General features: G+C 30.1%; 14 protein-coding genes. 6 read left to right on the top strand and 8 right to left on the bottom strand.

Translation table 11 applies throughout. The features are described from left to right. Window positions 1–54 precede the first annotated feature (54 nt). The 4 genes from ACY2IJ_RS01985 to ACY2IJ_RS01970 all read right to left on the bottom strand — a co-directional run bounded on the left by ACY2IJ_RS01985 (window position 55) and on the right by ACY2IJ_RS01970 (window position 4,351). On the bottom strand, window positions 55–1,131 hold the full coding sequence (locus tag ACY2IJ_RS01985; RefSeq protein ID WP_476725496.1) for a helix-turn-helix domain-containing protein: 1,077 nt from the start codon (window positions 1,129–1,131) through the stop codon (window positions 55–57). Between the two features lie 334 nt (window positions 1,132–1,465). Then, on the bottom strand, window positions 1,466–2,986 hold the full coding sequence (locus ACY2IJ_RS01980) for a GH3 family acyl-acid amido synthetase (protein WP_476725495.1): 1,521 nt from the start codon (window positions 2,984–2,986) through the stop codon (window positions 1,466–1,468). A 34-nt stretch (window positions 2,987–3,020) separates the two neighbouring features. After that, window positions 3,021–3,533 carry a Dps family protein gene (locus ACY2IJ_RS01975; RefSeq protein WP_476725494.1) on the bottom strand — a complete coding sequence of 171 codons (513 nt, stop codon included), beginning with the start codon at window positions 3,531–3,533 and terminating at the stop codon, window positions 3,021–3,023. Window positions 3,534–3,661: 128 nt separating this feature from the next. Further along, the gene (locus tag ACY2IJ_RS01970) at window positions 3,662–4,351 is read right to left on the bottom strand and encodes a Crp/Fnr family transcriptional regulator (RefSeq protein ID WP_476725493.1); all 690 of its coding nucleotides are present in this window, start codon (window positions 4,349–4,351) and stop codon (window positions 3,662–3,664) included. 139 nt (window positions 4,352–4,490) lie between these two features. Between ACY2IJ_RS01970 and ACY2IJ_RS01965 the strand changes: the two genes are divergently transcribed. Beyond that, on the top strand, window positions 4,491–6,863 hold the full coding sequence (locus tag ACY2IJ_RS01965) for a heavy metal translocating P-type ATPase (RefSeq protein WP_476725492.1): 2,373 nt from the start codon (window positions 4,491–4,493) through the stop codon (window positions 6,861–6,863). Here ACY2IJ_RS01965 and ACY2IJ_RS01960 read toward each other — a convergent pair. After that, window positions 6,860–7,546, bottom strand: a complete 687-nt coding sequence (locus ACY2IJ_RS01960; RefSeq protein ID WP_476725491.1) for a pseudouridine synthase — start codon at window positions 7,544–7,546, stop codon at window positions 6,860–6,862. The genes ACY2IJ_RS01965 and ACY2IJ_RS01960 overlap by 4 nt on opposite strands. Before the next feature lie 147 nt (window positions 7,547–7,693). Between ACY2IJ_RS01960 and ACY2IJ_RS01955 the strand changes: the two genes are divergently transcribed. The 4 genes from ACY2IJ_RS01955 (at window position 7,694) to ACY2IJ_RS01940 (ending at window position 14,657) form a co-directional block, all read left to right on the top strand. Beyond that, window positions 7,694–8,332: an RNA polymerase sigma factor gene (locus ACY2IJ_RS01955; protein WP_476725490.1), complete on the top strand. Its 639-nt coding sequence runs from the start codon at window positions 7,694–7,696 to the stop codon at window positions 8,330–8,332. 84 nt (window positions 8,333–8,416) lie between these two features. Beyond that, the gene (locus ACY2IJ_RS01950; protein ID WP_476725489.1) at window positions 8,417–9,664 is read left to right on the top strand and encodes a FecR family protein; all 1,248 of its coding nucleotides are present in this window, start codon (window positions 8,417–8,419) and stop codon (window positions 9,662–9,664) included. Window positions 9,665–9,772: 108 nt separating this feature from the next. After that, entirely contained in the window at window positions 9,773–13,141 is a 3,369-nt protein-coding gene (locus ACY2IJ_RS01945) for a TonB-dependent receptor (protein WP_476725488.1), read from the top strand. Between the two features lie 16 nt (window positions 13,142–13,157). Continuing rightward, entirely contained in the window at window positions 13,158–14,657 is a 1,500-nt protein-coding gene (locus ACY2IJ_RS01940) for a RagB/SusD family nutrient uptake outer membrane protein (protein ID WP_476725487.1), read from the top strand. Window positions 14,658–14,774: 117 nt separating this feature from the next. Here the strand turns inward: ACY2IJ_RS01940 and ACY2IJ_RS01935 are convergent, their stop codons facing one another. Beyond that, window positions 14,775–17,741, bottom strand: a complete 2,967-nt coding sequence (locus ACY2IJ_RS01935) for a DEAD/DEAH box helicase (protein ID WP_476725486.1) — start codon at window positions 17,739–17,741, stop codon at window positions 14,775–14,777. A gap of 139 nt (window positions 17,742–17,880) precedes the next feature. Beyond that, window positions 17,881–19,272: a tRNA uridine-5-carboxymethylaminomethyl(34) synthesis GTPase MnmE gene (gene mnmE, locus ACY2IJ_RS01930; protein WP_476725485.1), complete on the bottom strand. Its 1,392-nt coding sequence runs from the start codon at window positions 19,270–19,272 to the stop codon at window positions 17,881–17,883. Window positions 19,273–19,578: 306 nt separating this feature from the next. Here mnmE and ACY2IJ_RS01925 point away from each other — a divergent pair, with 306 nt between their 5' ends. Further along, entirely contained in the window at window positions 19,579–21,525 is a 1,947-nt protein-coding gene (locus tag ACY2IJ_RS01925) for a sulfatase-like hydrolase/transferase (RefSeq protein WP_476725484.1), read from the top strand. A 54-nt stretch (window positions 21,526–21,579) separates the two neighbouring features. Here ACY2IJ_RS01925 and ACY2IJ_RS01920 read toward each other — a convergent pair whose 3' ends face one another. Continuing rightward, window positions 21,580–22,593 (bottom strand): aldo/keto reductase, encoded by a 1,014-nt coding sequence (locus tag ACY2IJ_RS01920; protein WP_476725483.1) that lies wholly within the window; start codon window positions 22,591–22,593, stop codon window positions 21,580–21,582.

The raw sequence follows: 22,593 nt of genomic DNA, 5'->3' as shown, positions 1-22,593 counted from the left end.
CAATAGCCCAATCGGGTATTTTTTTGTTTTTTATGTACGATGTAAAGTTTCTAGTTAATCAACCGTAGTGTTTCTGCGTATTTCTGATGGAAGTTTTCCGTGTTTGTTTTTAAAAGCAATACTAAATTTACTTTGACTTTCGTAACCTACCTCTTGAGCTATGTACTTAATTTGCAAATGGGTATTGAGTATTAATTGCATAGCCAATTCCATCTTTTTTTGAATGTGGTATTGCAATATAGAAGTTCCATAAACAGATTTAAAGTCGGTTTTTAATTTGGAGGGAGATATGTTTAGTTTTTTAGCTATATTATCTATACCTATAAAAGGAGCACTTAAGTTTGTAGAAATAATACGCTCACATTCCGAAATTTTTTTATAATCAGCTTTTCCTTTTTCTTGATAGTTGTCGGTTCTAACATCTCTAAAAACATGTTTAAAAAAAGATGATATTAAACTAAAAGCCTGAGATTTTAAAAGAGTTTCATTAAAAATATCGTTTTTAAAGGTTTTAACCGTATGTAAAATTTCATACGATAATGTTTCTGCATTGGGTACAATATCTTGGTATGAAATAAACCCTTTGTTAGAATCTAAAAACTTTTTAAAAGGAATGTCTTTGGCCAATTTATTTAAAGGAACATTTTTCTCAATCCACTCTGGGCTTATGTAATAAATAAAAAATTTAGACTTGGATCCTTTGTAAAAACAGGCACCAACATCGGTTCCAGGTTTTTTAAATCCCCAAAATTTATTGTGAAAAGGCACTTTATCTATAAAAGTGTTCTGAAGCTTTACCTCACTTTCAAACAGGGTAAAGGTAATGGTGTAGTGGTCGCTTGGAATTTCTTTATCATATACCGATTTGATAACGGTGTTGTATTTAAATTTTACATCGGTAATGGTAAGCCACAAACCCTCTTCAATTTTTCGGTAATGAAAAGATCCTTTAGTAAAAGGATTGTTTCTATAAACAGCTTGCTCTTCTTTAATGTGTTTACTTCCGGGTGTTTTAATAGTACTTTCTATCATTAACTCAGGAGTGTTAGCCAGAAAAGGAAATTCAAAAAAACCTCCCTTATAAAGTTTTAGATTTGGTTTAACGAGTTGAACCCACTTGGCTAAATTCATGCTTAACTAAATTGTTTTTTATTACAAACACCATATGCAATAAAAAAATAAGTCATTTATTAAAGTTTATTTGGTTACAGCATTTCTTGTATAAAAATACTAAAATTAACGCTATTTTTAACAAAAGTTAAACTTGTTCTTAAATAGCTGTGAATTAGTGTTTTCAACTTAAAACATAAATAGTGTTTTTTGTTTTTCAGCTATAAAACTGCTGTATTTTTTTTTAGTTGGTTTAAAAAACTAATATTTATTAAAGTTTATATAAAAGTAATTGTATAAAAAAGAGCAAAGTTATATTACAACTTTGCTCTTTAATCCCTAAACGGTATTGTTTTTATTGATCTAAAAATTTTAAATAAGTCTCTAGTTTTTCTTGAGGCATCACTTTAGGTGTTTTTATTTGTCCTCCATTTTTCTTTTGTGCTTTTAGATACGCATGGTATTTGTCTTTGCTAATTACAAGTACATCAATACCTTTTAAAGCTTTGCTACGGGCAACTCTATAGTTTTTGTTTGCTTCTTGTAAGCAATCATCTATAAAGTTTTTACATGATTCTGTATTTAATTGTTGATCTGTTACCAATATCCACTGATGAAAATAGTCTTCTCCTTTTTTAGTAGCTCCAACGGTATATTCGTTAATTTCTACATCAAACTTTTTAGAAGTATCTAATATCGCTTTGTCTAGCTTTTCTTCGCTTAACTGAGATCCTACTACGTTTAAAAAGAATTTGGTTCTTCCTGTAATTTTTATTTCATGATGTTCAAGATCTGTAAATTCAATGGTGTCACCTACCATGTACCTCCAAGTACCTGCACAAGTACTAACTAATAATGCGTATTCTTTTCCTTTTTCTACTTTATTTAAGGCAACTACTTTCGGATTTTCTAACAAGTTACCTGCTTCGTCAAATCCATCCTCATCAAAAGGAATAAATTCATAAAACATATCATGTTGTACAGCCAACTTCATACTCATGGTATTGGGTCTTGCTGTGTAGGCAAAAAAACCTTCAGATGCTAAATAAGTATCTAGTACAGAAATTTCTTTACCACAAACTTTTTCAAATGATGCTCTATACGTTTCAAAAGCAACACCTCCGGTAGAATATACGCTAAAGTCTGGCCAAATATCGTGAATGTTATTTAAGTTGTTTTTTTCTATAATAGCTTTTAAAACTTCTAAAATCCAAGAGGGTATTCCGGCAATGGCACCAATATCCCAATTGGGTGCTTCTTCTGCAATTTTTTCTTTGCGTTTTTCCCAATCATCAATAGTGGCAATTTCTTTACCAGGTCTGTAAAATACATCGTACCAGTCTGGAAAATTACTTACGTTAATACCACTAATTTCACCTTCTTCAAATCCGTTTTTATGTTCTTTTAATTTGGCCGAACTACTGAGCATAAAAATTTCTTTTTCAAAAACCTCAGATGGCAAGTCAAAGTTAGACAAGTCTTTAATCATAGAGGTACCTACACTTCTTACTGATGAAATATAATCGTTGGTAACAGGTATACGTTTACTTTTTTTACCTGTGGTACCACTACTTTTTGCAAAAAAATTGGGTTTACCAGGCCAAGTAATATCTGGATTTTTTTGTTGTTGTTTCCACCATCGTTGATTTAACGTTTTGTAAGTAAATATTGGAACGTTTTTTTGATACGCTTCTACAATATTATTGCTATCTAGGATGTTTAGAAAATTGTAATATTTTCCAAAGGACGTATTTTGTGCATTGGTTAGTAATTTTCTTAATTGTTCTTCTTGATGCTCATAGGCACTTTTAGTATCAAAACTAAAAGTGTCTAGAGTATCTATGGTTGTTTTTATTATATTTCCTAGAATAGCCATGTTGATTATTTTTTAAGTGAGTTGAAAAGTAATTTTACGATAAAACACTTTTTTCGTCTTTTAAGAACGATGTTAACATCCAGTGTATTTTTTCCATTTGTAAGATAAATCCACTCATCATATCTTCAGTCCCACGGTCATTAATATTTTCTGCAGCATCAATTACTTTGTTCATTTGGTTTAAAAGAATTTCAAAATCATTTAAAATTTCTTTTACCATTTCAGTTGCTGTTTGTGGTTCTAATACTTCAGAAATTTCAGATTCCTCTAAATATTCTTTTAATGTACCTGTTGGTTTTTTTCCAAAGATTCTAATACGTTCTGCAACTTCATCAATATTTAATTTTACAACATTGTATTGTGCTTCAAATTTTTCGTGGATATCAAAAAAATCAGGACCAACAACACTCCAGTGGTAGTTTCTTAATTTTTGATAGTGTACGTGGTAAGATGCTAATAGTTTGTTTAGGGCAGAAACTATTTCAGCAGTTTCTAAATGTGTGTATCCTAGTTTTGCAAAAGGTTTTGTTTTTTCTATTGAATTCATGTTTACTTGAGTTTTTATGATTAATACTTACTCAAAAGTATAACAAGAATACAATGATAGTGTTGAGCCAATTGGCTTTACAAATTGATATGTATCAACTGATAAAAAACAACAAGGTATATGTTGGTTTAAAAACCTTCTGCAAGTCTAAGTAAAGCTTCTTCGTCTATAATGGTAATAGACTTTCCTGTTAAGTCAATCATCCCATCTTTTTTAAAGGTAGATAAAACCCTAATAGCAGATTCTGTAGCTGTTCCTACAGCACTGGCAATTTCTTTTCTACTTAATTGAATTTTAATGACCCCTGCATTTGTAATTCCATAGGTATCTTTTAAAAACAAAATCAAATCGGCCATTCTTTGATGAACGGTGTTGGTAGATATATTGGTTATTGCATTGTTAGCCTCTTTTAAATCGCTACAAACGGTTTTAAACATTGCGTTTGAAAATTTAGCATTTTCATCTAAAGGCTTTTTAATTAAATTTTGAGGAATGTAACAAGCAGAAACATCACTTAAAGCAGTAACTGTAATGGTATTAGGTTCATTAGTTATGGCAGATTGATAACCAATTAAATCTCCTTTTTTAGTAAACTTAACAATTTGTTCTTTTCCGTTTGCATTCAATTGAGAAGACTTACATACTCCATCTTTTATGCAATATACTCCCGATGCAAATTTACCTTCGTTAAATATAACTTCTCCTTTTTTAAATGTATGTATATCTTTTGAATCTGAAATTTTTTTTAACTCTTCTTTAGATAAAGCGTTTAAATTGTTAAACTCTTTAATTAGGCATTGTTCACATCTACTCATCATTACAAAAGGGGATTTGTGTTAACAAATGTACTAAAACTTAGCGTAATAAACGAGTGGATTATATGGGTATATTATGACATAAGTCATTTTAAAAAACAACCTATTTGTAGATGTTTGCATAGAATAAAGAATAAGAAAATTGAATAAAGAACACACTTGTTATCACTGTGGAGATAAAGCTACGGAGACTATTGTTTTGTTTGATGATAAAACCTTTTGCTGCAATGGTTGTAAAACAGTATATCAAATTTTTAACGAACACCATCTTTCTGATTATTACAATTTAGAAAACACACCAGGGATTTCTCCAAATAAAATAAAAGGGAAATATAGTTTTTTAAGCAATCAGGAAATTGTAAATAAACTTTTAGATTTTAAAGAAGAGGGGATTGAAATTGTAACACTTTACATTCCACAAATACACTGTAGTTCTTGTGTATGGGTGCTAGAAAATTTACAAAAACTACAAGATAATATTGTAAATTCTAGAGTTCATTTTTCCAAAAAAACAGTACAAATAACTTATAAAAACACTTTACAACTACAGCAATTAGTAGAATTGTTAGCTAGCATTGGTTACGATCCATATATTAGTTTAGAAAATGGCAATAAAGCCAAAACCTCAGGCAAATCTAGCACCTATAAAATAGCCATTGCCGGTTTTGCATTTGGAAACACTATGTTTTTGTCTTTTCCAGACTATTTTGGAAAACCCGATGCTTGGCTTACACATTACCAACCATTGTTTTCTTTTTTAATGTTGTTGTTTTCCATTCCTGTAGTTTTTTATGCCGGAAATGATTATTTGATTTCGGCTTATAAAGGGTTGAAAAAAAGAATTTTAAATATAGATGTTCCTATAAGTTTAGGAATTATAATGTTGTTTGGTAGAAGTTGTTATGAATATTTTACCCAAACAGGTCAAGGTTATTTTGACAGCTTAACAGGGTTGATTTTCTTTTTATTACTAGGAAAATTATTTCAGAAAAAAACCTACGACTTTTTATCTTTTGAAAGAGATTTTAAATCTTATTTTCCCATTGCTGTAACAACAATGGTCAACGGAAATGAAGTTGTAGTTCCTGTAAACGAACTTAAGGTTACTGATATTTTATTAATTAGAAATGAAGAAATTATACCAACCGATGGAATTGTATTAAAAGGAAAACCATTGTTAGATTATAGTTTTGTAACGGGAGAAGCTAATTTAATTGCTAAAAAATCTGGAGATACTGTTTTTGCGGGGGGTAAACAACAAGGAACCACTATTACGGTGCAAGTAACCAAAACTGTTGACCAGAGTTATTTAACCAAATTATGGAGTCAAAATACGTATACAAATTCATCTGTATTAACAAACATTACAGACAAAGTTAGTCAGTATTTTACCATAGGTTTGCTATGTGTTACTTTGGTTGCTGCCTTTATTTGGTTTTTTATAGATGCTAGCCAAATAATCAATGTAGTCTCATCTATTTTAATTGTAGCATGTCCATGTGCTTTGGCATTATCGGCACCATTTGCTTTGGGGAATGTGTTACGTATTTTAGGAAAACAGGGCTTTTATTTAAAAGATGCCATGGTAATAGAACATATAACACAAGTACAAAGTTTATTTTTTGACAAAACGGGAACTTTAACAACCCGAAACAAACAAAATTGTAGTTATGTAGGGGAAGCATTAACACCAATGGAACTTACCATTCTTAAAACTTTGGTAAGGAATTCTAACCACCCATTAAGTAGAACTCTTTTTTTTAATATTAAAGCAAAAATTACAGAGATAAGTTCTTTTGAAGAAATAGAAGGAATGGGCTTGCAGTGTACGCACAATAATAAAATTATTAAAATAGGATCTGCTGCTTTTGTAAAAAGTAAAGAAACTGACTTAGAAACAGAGAGTAGGATATATGTATCTATAGACAGCAAGGTGAAAGGATATTTTAAATTTGAGAATGAGTATCGAAAAAACATTTTTGAGATGTTACTTTACTTTTCAAAAAAATACCAAATCAATATTTTGTCTGGAGACAATGCAGCGGCTTTGCCTTTTTTAAAAAAACAGCTACCAAGTTCAACGGTTTTTTATTTTCAACAATCTCCACACGATAAATTGCAACACATTAAAGAATGTCAAAATAAAGGAAATTCTGTATTAATGGTAGGAGATGGTTTGAATGATGCAGGAGCATTGTTACAAGCACAGGTAGGTATTGCGGTGGCAGAAAATGTAAATGTTTTTTCTCCTGCTAGTGATGCTATTATAGATGCTAAAAAATTACATTTATTACCTAACTATATTCGCTTATGTAAACAGAGTTTAACTGTGGTTAAAATTAGTTTTGCACTTTCTGTTTTGTACAACATAGTAGGTTTGTATTTTGCTGTTGCAGGAATTTTAACCCCATTAATTGCAGCTATATTAATGCCTTTAAGTTCTATAACTATAGTATTGTTTGTTACCATAGCCACCAATGTGTTAGCCAATCCGTTAAAAAATTACAAAGCCTAATTTGTTAAGAAATTCAAAGCAGTCTCCCATTTTTCTGGAAGTGGAGCTTCTAGTGCTATTTTTTTTTGAGTAAACGGATGTACAAACTCTAAAGTTTTTGCATGTAAAAAAAGAGTGTCTATTTTAAGTTGTTTGGCAAACATTCTGTTATGAAATCTATCTCCATACTTAGGATCACCAATTAAAGGGTGGCTAATTTTGTTCAAATGAATTCTTAGTTGATGTAACCGTCCTGTTTTAGGTTGTAAAACCACCAAACTATATCTAGATTCTTGATAAGGTCCTACTTCTACAGATACTGTGTACGTTTTAATTCTGCTATAATAAGTCAAAGCATCTTTGTGTACATTGGCATCACGACCTTTTACGGGACTGTCTATTTTTCCGTTTTCAGGAATAAAACCACGTACCAATCCGTAGTAAGTTTTCTGAATTTTATTGGTTACAAAAAGCTTTTGAAAAGGAGCAATATATTCCTTTTGTTTGGCAAATAAAATAATTCCAGATGTTTTTCTATCTAACCGGTGTATGGGATAATATTTTACACCCAACTGTTCCCCTAACAATTGTACTAAAGACTTTTCGGTTAACTGATTGTTAGCCATAGAAGAATGATGTACCAACATATTGTTAGGTTTGTAAACGGCTAGAGTGTAGTTGTCTTGAAAAAGAATTGAAATCATAAAAAAGAAATAATTATATTCTGTAAATATATAACAACCTACATATTGTAAAAAACAAACAGTTTAACAATAAGATATCAATAATTGGATATTGTTGTTTTTTTGTTAGTTTTGTTAAGGTATCGTTATTTTGTTATCATTTTTTTTATGAAAAACTTAAGTAATCTTTCAGGATTTAAAGAAGTGTCTTTTCCTAAAAAGGATAAAGAAATTATACCTAAAGTTAACAATGATCTTACTTTATGGAAAGAATTTCAATTAGGAAGTGAATTAGCTTTTGCTACAATTTATAAAGAAAATGTAGACAAACTATATAAATATGGTTTAAAGGTAGTTTATGATAAAAATTTAGTGAAAGATGCAATTCAAGATCTATTTATTGAATTATGGGATACTAAAGAAAAACTTTCTGAAGTAAATTCAATTAAATCATATCTATATATTTCTCTTAGAAGAAAATTAATTAAACAACAGATTAAATATAAAAAAACACACAATTCCAATGAAAGTGTTGATGAACTTAAAGATGAGTTAAAATCTATTGAGTTTAGTTTGATAGAAAAACAACAATTAGATGTTGAGTTAAAATCTTTAAAAAAATGTTTAGATAATTTAAGACCTAAACAAAAAGAAATTGTATATCTAAAATTTTATGCCCGTCTTAGCTACGAAGAAATTATGGATATCATGTCTTTAAATAAAAAACAAGCCTACAATTTATTGTCTAGAACATTAAAAACACTTAAAAATGTTTTGGTTTTAGTACTATTTGTTTTACAAATATAAAAGTATTGAATAAGGCCTTTAAACGTGTATTGTTAATTCAAAAACAATAAAAAGTGATTTTTTAATAAAAAAATCACTTTTTTTATGAGTAAAATACAAAACAATATCTCTTTATCAATATACAGACATAATAATCCATCACGTATAATGAAATACAATAATTATTCCATAGAAGATTTTGCAAGTGACCCATATTTTCAAACATGGGTATACGAGAATAATGAGATGGCAAATAAGTTTTGGACAAATTGGTTAAAAGAACATCCAAATCAAAAAGAAACAGTAAAAAAAGCGCGTAAACTCGTTTTGTTGTTAGATCAAAATGAGGATACATTGTCTGAAGAAGATTTTGAAATTATTTGGAGAAATATAATTGTTAATAGAGATTTAAAAAATGGTATTGTAAACATTCAAAAAAATAAAAACCAACAATTATTATTATTAAAAATTGCAGCTATATTTTTAGGATTGTTGACTTTAGGTTATGCTACTTATTATTTTACTCCTACTTTAATAAAAAAACCATTAAAAATAGCCAATAATACAAAAGTAAGTTTAGAACTAGAAGATGGGAGTATTGTTTATTTAGAAGATGTAAATTCTGAACTTATAAAAAATAAAACAAGTGCTATTGTTCGTAGTAAAAAGAAAATATCTTATAAAAATGTTACAAAAGAAACTAATAAATTAGTTTACAATAAAATAACTGTGCCTTATGGTAAAATTTATGAGGTTGAACTATCTGATGGTTCTAAAGTCCTTTTAAACTCAGGAACAAAATTAAAATATCCTATAAAATTTTTAGAAAATACACCTAGAAACGTATATCTAGAAGGTGAAGCTTTTTTTGAAGTTGCTAAAGATAAAAAGAATGCATTTACTGTAATAACAGATAAAATGAATACAAGAGTTTATGGTACAAAATTTAACGTTTCTTGTTATAAAAACGAACAAAAAACAGAGACCGTTTTGATAGAAGGTAGTGTAGGGGTTTATAGAGAAAAAATAGATGAAAAACCAATACTTATAAAACCTGGATTTAAAGCTTTATATAAAAATAAAGAAATAGGAATAACAAAGGTTGATATATCAAAATATACAGGGTGGACAGAAGATAAGCTGGTTTTTATTAATGATTCTTTTGATGTAATTATAAAAAAGCTGGAAAGAAAGTACAATGTTAAAATACACAATAAATACAATTTGTTAAATACTAAAAAGTTTACAGGACTTTTTAAACATGAACCTTTACATGTGGTTTTAGATGTTTTTAAAGCACACACAACATTTAACTATGAAATAAAACATAAAGAAGTAATTATAACTAAATAAACAACAACTAATATGAGTCCTTAAAACAATAAAGAATCGGAAGATGGGCCAACATCTTCCGATAGTAAAAGATTTCAGTCCGATTAAAAACAAAAATCATTCAAAATTATGAAAAAAAAAGACAATCTATATGGGCAATACTTCGCCTATTTAAAATTAGATTTAAAAATGAAATGTTCTATTCTATTTTTATTAATTAGTGTTTTACATATACAAGCCAAAACAGGCTATTCTCAAAATAAAAAAATTACAATTAAAGAAGAATCTGTAACTATTTTACAAGTTATAGAAAAAATAGAAAAGGAAACTAATTATAGTTTCTTTTACAGCAAAGAAGAAATAGATTTAAATCAAAAAATAACAATATCTGCTTATAATGAATTAATAAATAGTGTTTTAACAAAACTATTTTACAATACTAATATTCATTACAAAATTTTAGAAGAGCAAATAATTCTTACTAAAACATCACCAAATTTAAACGTTAAACAACAACAAAAATTAATAAAAGGAGTTGTTAGTGATGAGTTTGGAATGCCAGTCCCAGGAGCTAATGTCACTATAAAAGGAACTACTCAAGGAGTTATCACAGATTTTGATGGAAATTATCAAATTACTACAAACGGAAATAACCCTATATTAATTTTCTCTTATGTAGGATATAAAGACAAAGAGGTAGTTGTGGGAAATCAAATAACAATTAACGTGTCTTTAGCACAAGATGTTAGTGAATTGAACGCAGTTGTAATTGTAGGATATGGAACAGAAAGTAGACATGAAGTTACAGGAGCTGTTTCTACAATAAAAGCCGATGATATTGTAACACAAGGAACAAATACAGTATCCAAATCTTTACAAGGTAAAATAGCAGGAGTTCAAGTAGAATCTGCTGGAGGAAATCCAGGTTCTGGAGTAAGAATTTTAGTAAGAGGAACAGGATCTTTAGGAAATAATGATCCATTATACATTGTAGACGGAGTTCAAGTATCTGATATTAATAATATAGCCCCTACAGATATTGCCTCTATGAATATTTTAAAAGATGCTTCTGCTGCAGCCATTTATGGGTCTAGAGCAGCTAACGGTGTTGTTATTATTACAACCAAATCAGGTAAAAAAGGAGAGACTAAAATTAACTTTAGTGCCTATTCTGGAGTGCAAAAAGTAACAAAAAAATTAGATGTTTTAAACGCAGAGCAATGGGCTAATGTTAGCAATGCTGCACATGATAATGCGGGTTTACCTAGATTAGATCTTGCCCAAAACCCATCATCATTAGGAAAAGGAACAGATTGGCAAAGTGAAATATATAGAATAGCACCTACACAAAATTACAATTTAGATATAAGTGGAGGTGGAGAAAATTATACATTTAGTTTATCTGGAGGTTATTTATCACAAGAAGGAATTGTCATAAATACAGATTATAATAGATTAAACTTAAGGTTGAAATCTGAAATAAAAAAAGGACGTTTTACTATAGGGGAAACAGTCCTGTTATCTAACGGAACAACAAATGGAATATTAAGCGGATGGGGACAAGGACAAGGAGGTAACTCTGCAGGTTCTGCAGCAAAAATGCTTCCTGTTTTTGATGTTTATGATGCAAGTGCAATAGGTGGTTATGCAGGTGCATATGGTCCAGTGGTAACTGTAATAAATCCTGTGGCTCAATCAAATTTAATAAAACCTGAGGATAACGAAAAAAGAACTGTAATAAATGCTTATTTAGAAGCCTCTATTGTTAAAGGGTTAACCTATAAATTCAATTTAGGATATACAAATAACCATACCTACAATATGTATTATACTCCTGCTTATGAAATAGGAACTTTTTTTACAAATCTAAATACAGATTTAACAGAATCAAGAAATGAAACCAATACTACTCTACTAGAACACACCTTAAAATATGATACAAAATTTGGTAAAAACAGCTTAAAAACTTTATTTGGTTATACATACCAAGGCACCAAATACAGATCTTTAACAGGTAGTAAAAGTGGTATGCCAGATGGTATAAAAGTTTTAGATGCTGGTACAACAAACATTCAAACAGGAAGTAATGCAAATGAAAATGTACTGATTTCTTACTTTGGAAGAATGATGTATTCTTATGATGATAAATATGTAGTCACAGGAATCCTTCGTAGAGATGGATCTTCTAGGTTTGGAAAAAACAACAGATATGGATATTTCCCTTCATTATCTGCTGCATGGAATATATCAAATGAAGATTTTTTTAATAAAGATGGTATTTTAAATAATGCAAAATTTAGAATGAGTTATGGGGTTTTAGGTAGTCAAAACTTCGCTAATTATAGATACAATTCAACGATTAATTTAAACACCAATTATGTAACCGGACAAAATCAAGAACTTTGGTCTGGAGCTATTCAAACTGCATTTGCTTCACCAGATATTAAATGGGAAACCTCAAAAACATTAAATTTTGGTACAGATGTTAGTTTTTTTGATAACCAATTAAAAATTATTGCTGATTATTTTATTAAAAAAAACACAGACATTATTCTTCAAGTTCCTATTCCATTATCAACAGGAGCTAGTGCAAATAGTCCATATGTAAATGCAGGAGAAATTACAAATAGAGGTTTTGAATTTTCAGCATCATATAGTAACTCAATAAAAGATTTTCATTATGAAGTTATAGGTACCGTAGCTGCTATAAAAAATAAAGTAAATAAATTAGGAACCGGTACACAACAAATTTTTGGAGGTACAGCTACTATTCACGATGCTTTAACAACTATAACGCAAGCAGGTGGACCTGTTGGAGCATTTTATTTAATTAAAGAAAATGGATTGTTTCAATCTCAAGAAGAAATAGATAATTATACTAAAGACGGAATATTAATTCAACCCAATGCTAAACCAGGAGATGTAAAGTTTGTAGATTATAATAATGATGGGAAAATAGATCAAAACGACAGACAATATTTAGGAAGCCCAACACCGGATTTTACGTTTGGTTTTGGAGGGAATTTTAACTGGAAAGGTTTTGATATGAGATTGTATTTTCAAGGAACTTACGGAAATAAAATTTATAATGGATTAAGACAAGATTTAGAAGGTATGGATGCAGAGTATAACTATGCTGCTTCTACATTAAACGCTTGGACACCAACAAATACAAACACAAACATGCCTAGAGCAGTTATTAATGACCCTAACAGAAATGATCAAACCTCTAGTCGTTTTTTAGAAGATGGTTCTTATTTAAGATTTAAAACATTTCAATTAGGATACACTTTGTCAGAATCAGTTGTTAAAAAAATTGGATTGAATAATTTAAGACTATATGTAAGTGCTGATAATTTATTTACAATTACTAAATACAAAGGATTTAATCCTGATTTAGGAAACAATGGTTCAATTTTAAATAGAGGGGTAGATTTTGGATCATTAGCATATCCATTATCTAGTACTTTTCTAACAGGAGTTCAATTAACCTTTTAATTTAAAAGCAATACAAATGAAAAATCATATATATATATTAATGTTTGTGGTTATGTTAGGAGCATGTACAAACGAGTTGGAACAAATCAATCCAAATGTAATAACTCAAGAAAATTTTTGGAAAAACAAAAAGGATGTGTTGTCTGGTTTAGCAGCAACCTATAAAACATTTAAAAGTAGAAGAACGGGATATTATAATAATAATGGTATACCTATAGCCAATGGTAGAGGTGATGATTTTTATATTAGAAATGATGTAGCTGATTTTTATAAATTATCAACATTTACCAACGCATCAACTAATGTAAGTGTTTCAAAAACGTTTGAAGGACTTTATACAGGTGTTTTCAGAGCTAATCAAGTAATAATAAATACACCAAATGCAGATTTGTCAGAAGATGAAAAGAAAGCGTTTATTGCAGAAGCAAAATTTTTAAGAGCCTTAAATTATTTTTATTTAGTAATAAATTTTGGTGATGTGGCAATTATTACAGATTTGCCAACCTCTAAAGAAGATTATTTTAAGAAGCATTCGCCAGAAGCTGACGTGTGGAAACAAATAGAGACAGATTTTAAAGAAGCTAAAAGTGGTTTGCCTGTTTCTTATACTAATGAATGGGTAGGAAGAGCTACCAAAGGAGCTGCAATAGGTTTTTTAGGAAAGGTGTACTTGTATCAAAACAAATGGGATTTAGCTGAAGCAGAATTTTCACTTTTGGTAGATGAAAACGGAAACTCAAAAGCTCCTTATTCTTATGATTTATTATCTAATTATGAAGATAATTTTTTAAAAGAGTACGATAATAATAAAGAATCTCTATTTGAAATTCAATTTCAAAACGTAGGAGGTACTAATATTGGACAAGCTGAAAACGCAAATGAATCTCAAGGAAATGTAAATGGTCAATTTTTTGCTCCTGCAGAAGTTGGTGGATGGTTCGAGGGATTTCCTACCAACAAAATATTTGATGAATTTCAAAAAGAAAAAACAATTGCAAACGATTTTGATCCTAGAATGTATGCTTCTATTATGTGGGATTATCCTGGAGCCGTATTTTATAACAAACCTTTTTCAGAATTTACACTGCTTTTTGGATATCATTCAATGATTAAAAAATATCAAAACTGGCGAGATAACAATGAAGGGATTAAAATTTCTGAAATTAATGAAAAGGTCTTGCGTTTTGCCGATGTTTTGTTAATGCAAGCAGAAGCTTTAACAATGCAAAACAAGTTAACAGAAGCATATCCTTTTATTGACAAAATTAGAAATAGAGCCGATTTACCCTCTTTAACAATAGGAAAAAATCAAACAGAATTAATGGAAGAAATAAGACATCAAAGAATGATTGAGTTTTTTAGAGAAGGTCAAAGATTCTATGATTTAAAAAGATGGAACTTGTTAGAGCAAGAAATTTCAAATAGCGATAAAGTAGGAAAAGAGTTTTTTGATATTTCACAAAACAAATATTATCCAATTCCACAAAACGAATTGAATACTAACCCAGAGTGGTAGTATATATTGTAAAATAATAGTTTATAGGTTTTTATCCCTCTATTTACAAATAAATGGAGGGATTCTTTAATTAAAGTAACATAAACAAAGAACGTTAATAGTAAAAACAAACCTATTTTAAGACACCAATTCTAAAACATTTAAATGTCTTTTTAAAATTCCAGAAGGTGTATTTTGTGTTTCGTCTAATACGCGAGTATCTCCAAATAAAATAAAACTATCTTTGGCTCTAGACACAGCAACATTTAACATATTGGGCTTATTATCTCTATCAAAAAATAAGGTTCCCTCATCTAAATTGGTATATACAGTACTAAATAATACAATTTCTCTTTCGGCACCTTGTAAAGCATGTACAGTTCCTAGTTTAATATTATTAATATTGTAACCAGCTTCTATTAAGGCTTTTGATAATTCTGTTTTTTGACTAGCAAAAGGAGTAATAATACCTAAAACCGATTCAATATTAGTTACATTATAAGCTTCAGATATTGTTTCTTCATTCTGTCTTAACCACTTAATAATAGCATTTACTTCTGTTATATTACACCTGCTATTGTATTTTCTTTCGCTAACTCCTTCCACATGGTAGGCAATCATAGAAGGGAATATTTGATCCTCCGAAGCAGTACCCTTCATAGGTTTTAGAATTCCATTGTAAGCCAGTTCATTACAAAAACCTATAATTTCATCGTTACATCTTCTATGCTCTAACAAAACCATTCCTGGCTGATTTCCAACAGGTAATAACGTTTCAAATTCACAAGCATTTTGTGCCATTTTCATAATACTTCCGCTAGAAGCTAAAAAACCTAACTCCTCTAATTCTTCTGTCTGTTGTGGTGCCGAAATAATATTTTGCTGAGAAAGGTTTCCTTCATCAATTTTAGGAGGAATAGACCAAATGGGTTCTATTTGTTGTAAATCTCCAACAACCATTGCTTTTTGAGCTAAAGAGAATAGGGGAATACTAACTTCTGGAGTTACCTGTCCAGCTTCATCAACAATTAACAAATCAATAAAATTAAACAAAGGCAAATACTCAAAAATAGGTTTTCCATTAGAGTCTTCTCCTTGGTATTGACTGTAAATAAAGTGTGGAGGAGCCATGTAAAATGTAGCGACAAAGCAAGGTGTTAACATTGCTCTTCTTTTCCATTTTGCACTCATTGTTTTTTCTCCGGTACCTTTTTCAGTTTCATTTTCTAAAGCTTCTTTAGTAGCTTCTATCCAACGAGCTTCCCAATAATGAGTTGCTAATAAAAAAGCTTTGTGTCTAATACCTACATCTAATTCATCATAAAAATATTGATGTGATTTTTGAGTAGAATTTAATTTTTCGTACTCAAAATCCCACATTTGTTCTTCCGATACAAAAGGATAACCTTTAATGTTGTTTTTTAATTTCCAATTGTTAAGTTTAATATTGGCTTGTAATGCAGTATTTAAATTCGATAAATTTTCTTTAACATAGTTTAGTGTTTGACTTTCGTCGGATAATATTGATGTGGGAATTTTAAAGATAGCTGTTGTTTCGTTTTTATGATTGCTAAAAACTGTTTTAACCAACTCTATAAAGTTTGTTTTTTTAGCTCCAGATTTTATTTTGTTTAGCGCATCTCTCCATTGTTTTAAATTGGAAATTTGAATTTTATCTTTTTGAATATAGTTGTTAGGATCAATTAAGATTGCATTAATCTTATCGATAGAATTAATATAATCGGTACAAATTTTACTTCCGTTAATCAATTCGTCTTCTAGTAAAATAAGTTCTTTCTGAATGTATTCGGAAGCTTCTTCTAAGGAATCTACCTCTGTTTGAAAATAATTTCTAAACTGTTGATAAAAATAGAATTCAGCTTTACTCAAATAATCATCCGTTTCTAAATCACACAAAGTACCTTCATGTCCAAATAAATTCCCTTTTAAAAAATTGATATTTTCTAAAGATTTTAGGCTTTTAGAACTAGAAGGTAAATAGGTTGCATAACCTGTAAAATCAGGAATCCATCTTTGAGATAATTTTTGATAACTACTTTGAGAATTTATAAAACTATCTATAATATTGGTTACTGCCTGATTGTTACTGGAACAAGCTAAAATCACAGGAGCCTCATCTCCTAAAATTGCAGATTTTACAAACTCAGTAGCAACTACACTTTGCAATAGTGTGGTTTTTCCTGTTCCCGGGGGGCCATTTACCGCTATAACAGCATTGTTTTCTGCTGTTAAATAAGATAAAAGCGTTTTTCGTTGACTAATAGACAAGGGAAATTGGTTTGACATTTGCCCTGTGTGAAAATGATTGTAGCTTAAAAAACCTTGATCTGTAATTGCATTTTTACGTGTTCGGGTTGTAGGAGTTATAATTTTAGTTAATAGTGGTAAGTCTTCAATTTCGTTTAAAATATGATCATATAAAAATAGAATGCTTTTGGCGGTAGCTATTTTAGAACTGGTTGCAAAATATAGTGAATGCTGTATGGTTTGATAGTTTTCTACTGAATAATTTGAAATGTTTTTAAAGGTGATTTTTTTAAAAACTTGATTGGCGTATTCCCAATATTCATTCCAAGAAATAGGATTATCTTCTTCAACAGTAACAGGAGATTCTATATCTCTAGCCTCAATAATTCTATCTGTTGTAGAAAAAATAAAATCATTTTGAATGTCTGCTATAGGAGTTAAATAATTTCTAACAAACAACGGAAACATATTTTTAGAAACAGACAATTGGCCCGATCTGTTGACTCTTGCAGGAATCCAAAAAGGACGAATTACTTTTTGATTTGTATGAGGATGATCTGTTAAATAGCTTAAGTAAAAAGGAGCTATTAAAATTTCAGTTTCAGTAATTTCTATCCAATTGGTATTGTCTTTTTTGGAGATGCCTTTTAACCTATTAATTCTGCGTTCTTCGGCCTCAAGCATTTCTTTTGCGTGTTTGGCGTTTAACGTTCCATTGCCAACAAAACAGTTTTTTTCTTCAAATAAATTTTTAACTCTACTAATATCTATAGCTAAATTTTCGCTATCTGTTAAGCTGTTTTTATAATAGTGTAACCAGTTTTTTTCGTTAGCCATAACTTAATTTAAAAGCTAGCTAAAATAATTTTTTCAGAAAGATTATAGGCTTGTTTTCATAAGCGAATAAAACAAAGTTATAAACAATAAGTCTATTTATTAAAACAAAGAGTCATTTGATACAAGAAGAAATTATTTTTTACTTCCCAATACAGAAATTAGCAAAAATATTCCCTAACAAATCGTCACTAGTAACTTCTCCGGTAATTAAACCAAAGTAATACAAGGCTTCACGTATGTCTATGGCCATTAAGTCTCCAGAAACATCGTTTTGTAAACCGTAGTCCACTTTGTCTATTTCGTTTAAAGCTTTTAGCAATGCATCGTAATGACGTGAGTTTGTAACAATGGTGTCGCTATTGTTTAAAGCACCTATATTTACCAATTTGGTCAATTCATTGGTTAAAGTTTCAATTCCAATTTTAGATTTGGCAGAAATAGCTATCAACTCAGGAATTTCTTGTTTTAGTGCCGTAATATGTGAATCCGAAATAGTATCGGCTTTGTTTCCAATCACAATCAATTGTTTTTGAGGAAACTTATTCTTAATAGATTCTAATTCCAATTTAATATTAGAAACTTGATACTGAATATTATTCAAATCAAACAAGTAAATAACAACTTGGGCTTGACCAATTTTTTCAAAAGTTTTCTGAATTCCAATATTTTCTACAACATCTTTAGTTTCTCTAATTCCAGCAGTATCTATAAAACGGTAGGCAACACCATCAATAATAATTTCATCTTCTATGGTATCACGAGTGGTTCCTGCAATTTCAGAAACAATAGCTCTTTCTTCGTTTAACAAAGCATTTAAAAGGGTAGATTTCCCCACATTAGGTTCTCCTACAATGGCTACAGGAATTCCGTTTTTAATTACGTTTCCAACAGCAAAAGAATCAATCAAACGTTTTAAAACTAATTGAATTCTAGCTACTAGTGTTTTAAATTGAGTTCTATCTGCAAATTCTACATCTTCTTCAGCAAAATCTAATTCCAATTCTATTAAAGAAGCAAAATTGATAAGCTGATCTCTTAAATTCTGAATTTCATTAGAAAAACCACCTCGCATTTGTTGCATGGCTACTTGATGAGAGGCTTCAGAATCCGATGAAATTAAATCGGCAACCGCTTCAGCTTGTGACAAGTCTAACTTTCCGTTAACAAATGCACGTAGAGTAAACTCTCCTGCATCGGCCATTCTAGCTCCTTTTTTCAACAAAACTTGTAAAATTTCTTGCTGAATGTATAAAGAACCGTGGCAAGATATTTCTATAGTATCTTCTCCTGTGTAAGAGTGTGGATTTTTAAATACAGATACCAATACCTGATCTATAACACGTTTGTTGTCTATAAAATGACCTAAATGTAGCGTATGAGACTTTTGCTCTAATAAAGATTTATTTTCTTTTACAGAGTTAAAACATTCATTTGCTATTTGAATAGCATTAGGTCCAGACAAACGTATTACGGCAATAGCACCTACTCCTGAGGCTGTTGCTAAAGCTACTATGGTATCTTTTAAAATCATAATGCAAATGTAGGTATAGTTCCTAAAGTTTCAAGCATTCCTAAAAAATAATCAACGAGTTTTGTATTATAGAAAACCACTTTTCTGATATTTTATTTTTTACAATAAATTATTCTTTTTGTTATTGTATTGATAATGTTTTTGATATATAATTTATAACTCTGTATTTTAGACTTGTTTTGGTCAAAATAGGATTTATAAATACTTAGGATATCCTCTAATTTTGTCAAGCAGACAAGCAGATACCCTTAATCTTGATTTAAGAATTGATAATGATGCTTGTTTTAAAGTCAAAATATGTAAAAAATGATTAAAACTACTTTTATTGCTTTTTGTTTGTCAATTGTAAGCGGATCTATCTATTCGCAAACAAACAATACTAGACCCAATGTAATTGTCATATTGGCCGATGATTTAGGATATGCAGATGTTGGATTTAACAGAGCTCCAAATTTTCCAACAGAAAAAGGAGTAATTCCTACACCACAATTAGATGCTTTAGCCGCTAACGGAATTATTTGTACCAACGGACACGTAGCTCATCCATTTTGCGGACCTAGTAGAACTGCTCTTATGACGGGGGTTCAACCTAACAGAATAGGAGCACAATACAATTTGCCTAATGATATTACTTCAACTTTAGGAGTTCCTGTAAAAGAAACATATTTTTCTAAAATACTACAAGACAACAACTACAATACAGCTGCCTTTGGAAAATGGCATTTAGGTTTTGAAGAAGGAAAATACCAACCTTTAGATAGAGGTTTTGATTATTTCTTTGGTTTTTTAGGAGGAGGAAAATCATATTTTGAACGTGAATATGAAGATTTGTATTACAGAAGGTTAGGAGGTAGTAACCCAGTTACTAATGAATATCAAGATCCACTGCAAAGACAACGTAATTATGTTGCAAAAGATGAATTCAGTCAAGATGAGTATTTAACAGATATTCTAACGAATGAAGCCATTAAATACATTGCAGAAAACAAAACAAAGTCAGATCCTTTTTTTATGTATATGGCTTACAATGCACCGCACACACCTTTGCAAGCACCTGCTGACGAAATTGCTCAGTTTAAAGTAGAAAATCCAAATTTTGAGAGTTTGGTTAGAAATAGTAATTATTTAAAAAAATCGGGAGGGTATGAGTTGGATAAAGTAGAGCGTGAATTAAAAAAGGAAACGAGCTATGATTATGATGCCTTATCGCAAGAAGAAAAAGAAGCCAAAGTAGCCCAGTATAGAAGTAATTTGTTGGATGAATACACAAAAAACAGAATTATTTATGCAACTATGGTAACCAATATGGATAAAAATATAGGTAGAATTGTTACAGAACTTAAAAAAGATATGGATGTTTTTAACAATACTTTGATTTTATTTTTAAGTGATAATGGAGGATATACTTATAGCAAAGGAGCCGTTAATCATCCTTTATACGCATTAAAAGGAAGTGTTTTTGAAGGTGGTCATAAAGTTCCTTTTTTTGTACACTGGCCAAATAAAATTAAAAAAACAAGTTCTTACAAATACCAAATAAGTGCGTTAGACATTTATCCTACCTTGGTAGATTTGGCAGGGGGTAGCGTACCGACAGGCAAAAAATTAGATGGAAAATCTTTTATGGATAAATTAATTGCAGGTCAACCTATAAGAACACAAGATCCTATTTATGTATTAAGACCTTTAAATGGTTTTCACGCAATATCAATAGCAGCTAATCCATACAAAGCTGTTAAAAGATCTAAAAACTCCGCTTGGGAATTGTACAATATTGAAACCGATCCTGGAGAAACTACAAAAATTACTAATAAACCTGAAATTTTACAAGGTTTAATCAATAAAGGAATAGACTATGTTAAAGAGTTTAAAAACGTAAAACCTCTTTGGTTTGACCATGAAAGAAATGGAGGACATCCACATAGAAAATTATGGTTTAATACTCATGAATTACCTCAGTATGATGCTGCTTTTGAATCGGATGATTTGGCTTTAGGTATAGATGCTTATTTTAATAGCTTGTTTCATATTCATCCAAATCCTAGTTCAGATTTTGTAAATGTAACATTTGATCTTTCTGTAAATAATTTAAAGTTAGAAGTGTTAACAATTACAGGACAATCCATACAAAAAGTAAACGTATCTAAAAATAATCAACCTAAAATAGATATTTCAAATCTAGAAAGTGGAACTTATATAGTAAGAATTAAAGCTGATGACAATTTTGCCATTGAAAAAATGGTGAAAATTTAAAAACAAGAAAAATAGTCAAAAAGTCCTCTAAAATTTTAGAGGACTTTTTGATTTTTAGGACAATATAGAGTCTATTTTATCTAAAAGCTCTTGCTCAAAAAAAGTATTGTTTAATGCCAATACATTTTCTTCTAACTGTTGTGGACTACTAGCTCCAACCAATACAGATGTAATTGCGGGTTGTGTTAAAATCCACGCAATAGCCATTTGAGATAACTTTTGCTCTCTTTCCAAAGCCAATTCGTGTAACTGTTTTATTTTGGAAATGTTTTGTTCTACCGTTTCCGTATTTAAATACGTTTTGTCTTTAGATGCTCTAGAGTTTTCTGGAATTCCGTTAATGTACTTATCCGTTAACATTCCTTGTGCCAAAGGAGAAAACACAATTGAACCTATGTTTTCTTTTAACAAGGTAGGAAATAAAGTTTTTTCCCTACTACGTTCAAACATAGAGTATTTAGATTGATGAATTAAACAAGGAGTACCCAAGTCTTTTAAAATTTTATGAGCCTTTTCTGTATCGGTATGATTGTAATTAGACAAACCTACATACAGAGCTTTTCCTTGTTTTACCATTAAATCCAAAGCAGCCATTGTTTCTTCTAAAGGAGTATCTGCATCGGGTCTATGGTGATAAAACACATCTACATAATCTAAGCCCATGCGTTGCAAACTCTGATCTAAACTAGCTATTAAATATTTTTTAGATCCATGGTTTCCATAAGGTCCAGGCCACATATCGTACCCAGCTTTGGAGGCAATAAACAACTCGTCTCTATAATTGGCAAAATCTTTTTTAAGAATACGACCAAAATTTTCTTCAGCACTACCATACGGTGGTCCGTAGTTATTGGCTAAATCCAAATGAGTAATTCCTAAATCAAAGGCTTTTTTTAAAATATTTCTAGCATTTTCAAAAGAATCAAAAAAACCAAAGTTGTGCCAAAGTCCTAAGGATATTTTTGGTAATAACACACCGCTGTTTCCACAACGATTGTATTCCATTGTGTTATATCTTTCTGGGTTAGGAGTATAAGGGCTTGGATTAGATTTGTCGTTAATATTCAT

The organism is Wenyingzhuangia gracilariae (assembly GCF_056387575.1).
The sequence above is the reverse complement of the archived record's forward strand: the minus strand, read 5'-3'. Positions and strand labels throughout refer to the sequence as shown.